The 8,399-nt window shown below is 71.1% G+C and carries 3 protein-coding genes; 2 read left to right on the top strand and 1 reads right to left on the bottom strand.

The window, feature by feature from the left end; genetic code table 11:
- Window positions 1-1,552 (bottom strand): GAF domain-containing protein (locus tag GL263_RS15920; protein ID WP_182856381.1); only part of this gene is annotated, 1,552 nt, incomplete at its 3' end.
- A gap of 449 nt (window positions 1,553-2,001) precedes the next feature.
- On the opposite strand from GL263_RS15920, the gene GL263_RS15925 reads away from it, so the two are divergent.
- The gene (locus GL263_RS15925) at window positions 2,002-7,467 is read left to right on the top strand and encodes a HAMP domain-containing protein (RefSeq protein ID WP_182856382.1); all 5,466 of its coding nucleotides are present in this window, start codon (window positions 2,002-2,004) and stop codon (window positions 7,465-7,467) included.
- A 277-nt stretch (window positions 7,468-7,744) separates the two neighbouring features.
- Window positions 7,745-8,395, top strand: coding sequence for a response regulator (locus GL263_RS15930; RefSeq protein WP_182856383.1), 651 nt, complete (start codon window positions 7,745-7,747; stop codon window positions 8,393-8,395).
- Window positions 8,396-8,399: the final 4 nt, after the last annotated feature.

The following is an 8,399-nucleotide window of genomic DNA, read 5'->3' on the forward strand; positions in this document are numbered from 1 at the left end:
CCTTGAGCCCGTCGATCTGCTCCTCGTCCTCGTGCAGCACGTAGGAGAGCTCGGGCTCGGACGTGGTGTCGGCGATCGTGTAGACGGCGCACCAGGTGGCGAGGGTGGGCACGGTCATCTGTGCCATCAGTGCCAGCGTCTGGTCCCGGTCGAGGGTGCCGGCGAGCAGGTCGGAGGCCTCGACGAGGAACGACAGGGAGCCCCGTCGGAGACGTTCCAGTTCGGTGAGGCGCGCGGACTCCACGGCGAGCGCGATGCGGTCGGCGGCGAACTGGAGGCGCAGTGCCTCCTCGTTGGTGTAGCGGCCCGCCGCTTCGGCGGCGACGCCGAGGGAGCCGGTGAGGCGGCCCTCGACCTTCAGCGGGACGGTGACGACCGAGCGCATCCCGGTGCCGGACAGCAGCGGCACGGCGCCGGGTACGGCGGTGACGTCCTCGTGGACGGACGGCATGCGGGCGCTGCCGTACCGGCCGCTGCCGGCCTCGACGGGGACGCGGGCGAAGCGCTGGCGGGCGGCCGGCAGCCCGGTGGAGGCGCGGACCTCCAGCTCGGTCTCGTCGTCGGTGGCGAGCAGCAGGTAGGCGGCGTCGCCGTCGAGCATGTCGCGGGCGCGTTCGACGGTGCGCTGGAGTAGGCCGTCCAGGTCCTCGGGGGCGGGGGAGCCGATGAACGCCTCGAACGGGTCGGTCGTGGAGCGGTCGCGGTTCTCCTGGCCGGTGCCGCCGTCGGCGGCGGCGGAGCGGGGCGCGGACTGGAGTACGGCGCGCCCGGACTCCGGCACCAGCAGGCAGACCGTGGACGGCTCGCCCTGGGCGTCCCGTACCCGGAGGTGGGAGGCGTACACCGGCTGGGTGCGGCCGTCGGCGCCGCGGATGCCGTAGGTGCCCTCCCAGCGGGAGAGGGCCAGGGCTTCGGCGATGCCGGTTCCGGTGCCGGGGGTGTGCGGCCAGGCGGCGAGGTCGCCGAGCGGCTTGCCGACGACCTGCTCGGGCGGGTAGCCGAAGAGGGCGGTGGCGTCGTCGTTCCAGGCGGAGACGGCGCCGAGCCGGTCGATCTGGACGACGGCGACCCGGACCCGGGGGTCGGTGAGGGGGAGCTGGTCGTCCGGCAGCGCGGGTCCGGCGCTGCGGGTGCCGACGGGACGCTCGGGGAGGTCGAGGCGGAACCAGACGCGTTTGTCGGCGGTGGTGTAGTCGACGCCCCAGTGTGAGGCGAGCGCGCCGCACAGCAGCAGGCCGCGGCCGCCCTCCCGGTCGGGGTTGCCCATGTGCAGCCCGGGCTCCTGGAGCGGCAGCTCGCGCTCCGGGTGGCGGTCGGCGACCTCCACCCGGACGCCCTCGCGGTCCCGCAGGCAGATGACCTCGGCCGTGGTGCCGGCGTGCACCACGGCGTTGGTGACCAGCTCGCTGGTGAGTACGACGGCGTCGTCGACCACTTCCTGCAGGCCCCAGCCGTGGAGGGTGTCGCGGACGAAGGCGCGGGCGGCCGCGACCGATCGTCCGACCGGCTCGAAGGTGGCGGCGGCCCGGGCCGTGATCACTGGTCTCCCCATGCGTCGTGTGCTGTCCCCGCCCGGAGCGGTCTGTTCCGGAACCGCGCGGCCGGTTGTCGTGCCCGGCGCGCCCGGTGTGCCAGCCGTGCCGCGTGTCCGCGTGGCTCGTCCCCGCTCGGCGCTCTGCTGGTTCACCGCGGCTGCCCCTCCGTCTGCCACTCGTGCTCACTCCGCGTCCGACTTCTGCCCACTCCGGGTGCCAGGCCCGTCCCGGTCCCCGTTCGGACCCGAGCGGACCCGGGCGGGGTGGAAAGGCAGCCGTGGGCCAGGTTACTTACGTTCGTGAGCCGATTGGGCGCGGGTGAGGGTGATTCGCCCGGAGGCGTGTGCCGCCCCTGGTGTGCGATGCTGCCGAACTGTTATCGCCGGGTTCCGTCGGAGTGAAACACTGGGAAGGCTGCTCGCGACGAGGAACCGGGCGGGACGTACGACCCTACGGGAGGGACACGGTGGAGTCTGGCGCTGCGACGCGCGCGACGAGCACGCGGACGAAGAGCGGACGAGCCCGGCGGTCGGCGACCGTCGAGGTGGACGCGGCGGCGCTGGAGAGGCTGCGGGTCGCCCTGACCGCGATGCGGGACGGCAACTTCCGCAAGCGGCTGACGGTCGCCGGCGACGGCCAGATGGCGGAGATCGCCGCGGTCTTCAACGAGGTCGCCGACCGGAACATGCACCTGGCGGGCGAGCTGAACCGGGTGCGGCGGGTCGTCGGCCGGGACGGCAAGCTCACCGAGCGGCTGGAGGTGGGGGCCTGCGAGGGCTCCTGGGCCGAGTCGGTGGACGCGGCCAACGCGCTGGTCGACGATCTGGTGCGGCCGGTGTCGGAGGTGGGCCAGGTGCTGGCGGCGGTCGCCGAGGGCGACCTCCAGCAGCGCATGGACCTGCGGGTGCCGGGCCACGGCGGCGGCACGCAGCCGCTGCGGGGGGAGTTCCTGCGGGTCGGCAAGACGGTGAACGGCCTGGTGGACCTGCTGTCGGTGTTCACCGACGAGGTGACCCGGGTGGCGATCGAGGTCGGCACCGAGGGCAAGCTGGGCGGCCAGGCGAAAGTGCGCGGCATGTCGGGCTCCTGGAAGGACCTGACCGACTCCGTCAACACGATGGCGTCCCGTCTCACCGCCCAGGTGCGGGACATCGCGCTGGTGACGACGGCGGTCGCCAAGGGTGACCTGTCGCGCAAGGTCACCGTGCACGTCGAGGGCGAGATGCTGGAGCTGAAGAACACCGTCAACACGATGGTGGACCAGCTCTCCTCGTTCCAGTCCGAGGTGACGCGGGTGGCCCGTGAGGTGGGCACCGAGGGCGAGCTGGGCGGCCAGGCGCGCGTCGAGGGCGTCGCCGGGGTGTGGCAGGACCTCACCGACTCGGTGAACCTGATGGCCGGCAACCTGACCTCGCAGGTCCGGGAGATCGCGCGGGTCACCACCGCCGTGGCCAGCGGCGACCTGTCGCAGAAGGTGACGGTCAACGCGCGCGGCGAGGTCGCCAAGCTGGCCGGCACCATCAACACGATGACCGAGACGCTGCGCACGTTCGCCGACGAGGTGACCCGCGCGGCCCGTGAGGTCGGCACGGAGGGCATCCTCGGCGGCCAGGCGCAGGTGCCGGGCGCCGCCGGGATCTGGAAGGACCTCACCGACTCCGTCAACACGGCGTTCCGGAACCTCACCGCCCAGGTGCGGGACATCGCGCAGGTGACGACGGCCGTGGCGAACGGCGACCTGTCGCAGAAGGTCACCGTGGACGTGTCCGGCGAGATGCTGGAGCTGAAGAACACCGTCAACACGATGGTCGACCAGCTGTCCTCCTTCGGCGCCGAGGTCACCCGGGTCGCCCGCGAGGTCGGCGTCGAGGGCGAGCTGGGCGGTCAGGCGCAGGTGCCGGGCGCCGCCGGCACCTGGAAGGACCTCACCGACTCCGTCAACACGGCGTTCCGGAACCTCACCGGGCAGGTCCGCAACATCGCGCAGGTGACGACGGCGGTCGCGAACGGCGACCTGTCGCAGAAGGTCACCGTGGACGTGTCCGGCGAGATGCTGGAGCTGAAGAACACCGTCAACACGATGGTCGACCAGCTGTCCTCCTTCGCCGAGCAGGTCACCCGGATGGCCCGGGACGTGGGCACCGAGGGCCGGCTGGGCGGCCAGGCCCGGGTGGACGGCGTGTCCGGCACCTGGAAGGACCTGACGGACTCGGTCAACTTCATGGCCGGCAACCTCACCTCGCAGGTGCGGCAGATCGCGCAGGTCACGACGGCGGTGGCGCGCGGTGACCTGTCGCAGAAGATCGAGGTCGACGCCCGGGGCGAGATCCTGGAGCTGAAGAACACGATCAACACGATGGTCGACCAGCTCTCCGCCTTCGCCGACCAGGTCACCAGGGTGGCCCGGGAGGTCGGCACGGAGGGCCGGCTGGGCGGTCAGGCGCAGGTCCCGGGCGTGGCCGGCGTGTGGCGCGACCTGACGGACTCCGTGAACTCGATGGCCGGGAACCTCACCGCCCAGGTGCGGAACATCTCCCAGGTGGCCACGGCGGTGGCGCGCGGCGACCTGTCGCAGAAGATCGACGTGGACGCCCGGGGCGAGATCCTCGAACTCAAGACGACGATCAACACGATGGTGGACCAGCTGTCGTCGTTCGCCGAGCAGGTGACGCGGGTGGCCCGCGAGGTGGGCACCGAGGGCAAGCTGGGCGGCCAGGCCGAGGTCAAGGGCGTCTCCGGCACGTGGAAGGACCTGACCCAGTCGGTGAACGGCATGGCGCAGAACCTGACCTCCCAGGTCCGGAACATCGCCGAGGTCACCACGGCCGTCGCCCAGGGCGACCTCTCCAAGAAGATCACCGTCGACGCCAAGGGCGAGTTCCTGGCCCTGGTGACGACCGTGAACACGATGGTGGACCAGCTGTCGTCGTTCGCCGAGCAGGTGACGCGGGTGGCCCGTGAGGTGGGCACCCAGGGCAAGCTGGGCGGCCAGGCGCAGGTGCGGGACGTCTCCGGCATCTGGAAGGACCTCACCGACAACGTCAACCTGATGGCGAACAACCTGACCGGGCAGGTGCGGAACATCTCCCAGGTCGCCACGGCGGTCGCCAACGGCGACCTGACGAAGAAGGTCACGGTCGACGCGAGCGGCGAGTTCGCGCAGCTCGCGGACACGGTCAACACGATGGTGACGACGCTGTCGTCGTTCGCCGCCGAGGTGACGCGGGTGGCCCGCGAGGTGGGCACCGACGGCATCCTCGGCGGCCAGGCGCGGGTGCCGGGCGTCTCGGGCACCTGGAAGGACCTCACGGAGTCGGTGAACTCCATGGCGAACAACCTCACCGGCCAGGTGCGGCAGATCGCGCAGGTCACCACCGCCATCGCCAAGGGCGACATCACCAAGAAGATCGACATCGACGCCCGGGGCGAGATCCTGGCGCTGAAGACGACGATCAACACGATGGTCGACCAGCTCTCCTCGTTCGCCGAACAGGTGACGCGGGTGGCCCGTGAGGTGGGCACCGAGGGCAAGCTGGGTGGCCAGGCCCGGGTCCGGGACGCCGCCGGCACCTGGAAGGACCTGACCGACTCCGTCAACGAGATGGCCGGCAACCTGACCCGGCAGATGCGCGCCATCGCCCAGGTGGCCACCGCGGTCACCCGCGGCGACCACGGCGTGCGGATCGACGTGGACGCCGCCGGCGAGATCCTGGAGCTCCAGGGCTACATCAACACGATGATCAGCAACCTGCGCGAGACCACCCTGGCCAACCAGGAGCAGGACTGGCTCAAGGGCAACCTGGCCCGCATCTCCGGTCTGATGCAGGGCCGCCGGGACCTCAAGGACGTCGCGCAGCTCATCATGAGCGAGCTGACACCGGCCGTCTCCGCGCACCACGGCGCGTTCTTCCTGGCCGTGCCGACCGGCGGCGAGCACGGCGGCAGCCCCGTCGGCGCGGGCGAGGGCGGCTCCTACGAGCTGCAGCTGCTGGGTTCCTACGGCTACGCGTTCGGCAGCATGCCGACCACCTTCGCGCCGGGCGACTCCCTCGTCGGCACGGCGGCCGTCGAGAAGCGCACGATCCTGATGGAGAACGCCCCGGCCGGCTATCTGAAGATCACCTCCGGGCTCGGCGAGGCGACCCCGACGCACGTCGTCGTGCTGCCGGTGGTGTTCGAGGGCGCGACGCTCGGCGTGATCGAACTGGCGGCGTTCCAGCCGTTCACCCAGATCCAGAAGGACTTCCTCAGCCAGATCGCCGAGATGATCGCCACAAGCGTCAACACCATCAGCGTCAACACCAAGACCGAGATCCTGCTCAAGCAGTCCCAGGAGCTCACCGAGCAGCTCCAGGAGCGGTCGGCGGAGCTGGAGAACCGGCAGAAGGCGCTGGAGGACTCCAACGCCCAGCTGGAGGAGAAGGCGGCCCAGCTCGCGCAGACCAACCGGGACATCGAGATCAAGAACTCGGAGATCGAGGAGGCCCGGCAGGTCCTGGAGGAGCGCGCCGAGCAGCTCGCCGTCTCGATGCGCTACAAGTCGGAGTTCCTGGCGAACATGTCACACGAGCTGCGCACCCCGCTCAACTCGCTGCTGATCCTCGCCAAGCTGCTCGCCGACAACGCCGAGGGCAACCTCTCGCCGAAGCAGGTGGAGTTCGCCGAGACGATCCACGGCGCCGGCTCCGACCTGCTCCAGCTCATCAACGACATCCTGGACCTGTCGAAGGTCGAGGCGGGCAAGATGGACGTCAGCCCCACCCGGATCGCGCTGGTCCAGCTGGTGGACTACGTGGAGGCCACGTTCCGGCCGCTGACGGCGGAGAAGAGCCTGGACTTCTCCGTGCGCGTCTCCCCGGAGCTGCCGCCGACCCTGCACACCGACGAGCAGCGGCTGCTCCAGGTCCTGCGCAACCTGCTGTCCAACGCGGTGAAGTTCACCGACAGCGGCGCGGTGGAGCTGGTGATCCGCTCGGCCGGCCCGGACGTCCCCGTGGCCATCCGCGAGCAGATGATCGAGCACGGCTCGCTGCGGGACGCGGACGCCGACCTGATCGCGTTCTCGGTCACCGACACCGGCATCGGCATCGCGCAGAGCAAGATGCGGGTCATCTTCGAGGCGTTCAAGCAGGCCGACGGCACCACCAGCCGCAAGTACGGCGGTACCGGCCTCGGACTGTCGATCAGCCGGGAGATCGCCCGGCTCCTCGGCGGCGAGATCCACGCCGTCAGCGAGCCCGGGCGCGGTTCGACGTTCACGCTGTACCTGCCGCTGCACCTGACGGAACTGCCTCCGCACGGCTACCCGCAGCCCGCCGGCGCGCCCGCCGAGCCGGTGGCCGAGGAGGAGCCGCAGGAGGCCGGGCCGCATGCCGTACCGACCGCCGACCGACCGCTGGCGCTGCCGCCGGCGACCCGCGACGCGGAACAGGCCGCCCACACCCTCGCCGAGCGCAGCCGGCGGCGGGCCGCCGCGGCCGGCGGCCGCCCGCAGGAGGACGACGCGGAGAACCGCTCGCAGAACGCGTCCCGCAGCGCCGAGCTGGCGCAGCGCTTCCGCGGGCGCAAGGTGCTCATCGTCGACGACGACATCCGGAACGTCTTCGCGCTCACCAGCGTGCTCGAACAGAGCGGGCTCCAGGTGCTGTACGCGGAGAACGGCCGGGAGGGCATCGAGGTCCTGGAGCAGCACGAGGACACCGCGCTGGTGCTGATGGACATCATGATGCCGGAGATGGACGGCTACGCCACGACGGCGGCCATCCGCCGGATGCCGCAGTTCGCGGGGCTGCCCATCGTCGCGCTCACCGCGAAGGCGATGAAGGGCGACCGGGAGAAGAGCATCGACGCCGGCGCCTCCGACTACGTCACCAAGCCGGTGGACACCGACCACCTGCTGTCGGTGATGGACAGGTGGATGCGGGAGGAGTGAGCCCGTGCGGCGCTCCAGGTCCCGGGCGTCGTAGGGTGTCTGACACGCCGTCGGCGCGGGCCGGTCCACCGGCCGTCGCCGACGGTGTGCCGGCACGTGGCACGAGGAACCTTCCGCGACCGTGGTGCGTTCCCGCTACGTGCACAGTGACATCTCGGTGACAGGGTGTGGCGGGCCGCGAGGTGCGGCTACCATGACCGGCACAAGGACGGGCGGCGCAAAGGAGTCGTCCCCAGGGGTGGCGTCCCAGGCGCTGCCGGGGCGAGGAGGACGGGCCATGGTGCAGAAGGCCAAGATCCTCCTGGTCGATGACCGGCCGGAGAATCTGCTGGCGCTGGAGGCCATCCTCTCCGCGCTCGATCAGACGCTGGTGCGGGCATCGTCAGGGGAGGAAGCTCTCAAGGCACTTCTCACGGACGATTTTGCGGTCATCCTGCTGGACGTGCAGATGCCGGGCATGGACGGCTTCGAGACGGCCGCGCACATCAAGCGCCGGGAGCGGACGCGGGACATCCCGATCATCTTCCTCACCGCCATCAACCACGGCCCGCACCACACCTTCCGCGGCTACGCGGCCGGCGCGGTGGACTACATCTCCAAACCGTTCGACCCGTGGGTGCTGCGCGCGAAGGTCTCCGTCTTCGTCGACCTGTACATGAAGAACGTCCAGCTCCGGGAGCAGGCGTCGCTGCTGCGCCTCCAGTTGGAGGGCGGTCGGAGCGACGGTGACGGCGGCGAGGGCGAGTCGACCGGGCTGCTCGCGGAGCTGTCGGCGCGGCTGGCCGCGGTGGAGGAGCAGGCCGAGGCGCTCTCCAAGCAGCTGTCCGACAGCGCGGACAGCGGCGCGGTGGCGACCGCCGCGCATCTCGAGCGCAAACTGACCGGCCTGCGCAGGGCACTTGACGCGCTGGAGCCGGGCGCCGGCTGACCTC

The sequence above is a fragment of the Streptomyces durbertensis genome (assembly GCF_014156695.1).
Classification (GTDB): domain Bacteria; phylum Actinomycetota; class Actinomycetes; order Streptomycetales; family Streptomycetaceae; genus Streptomyces; species Streptomyces durbertensis.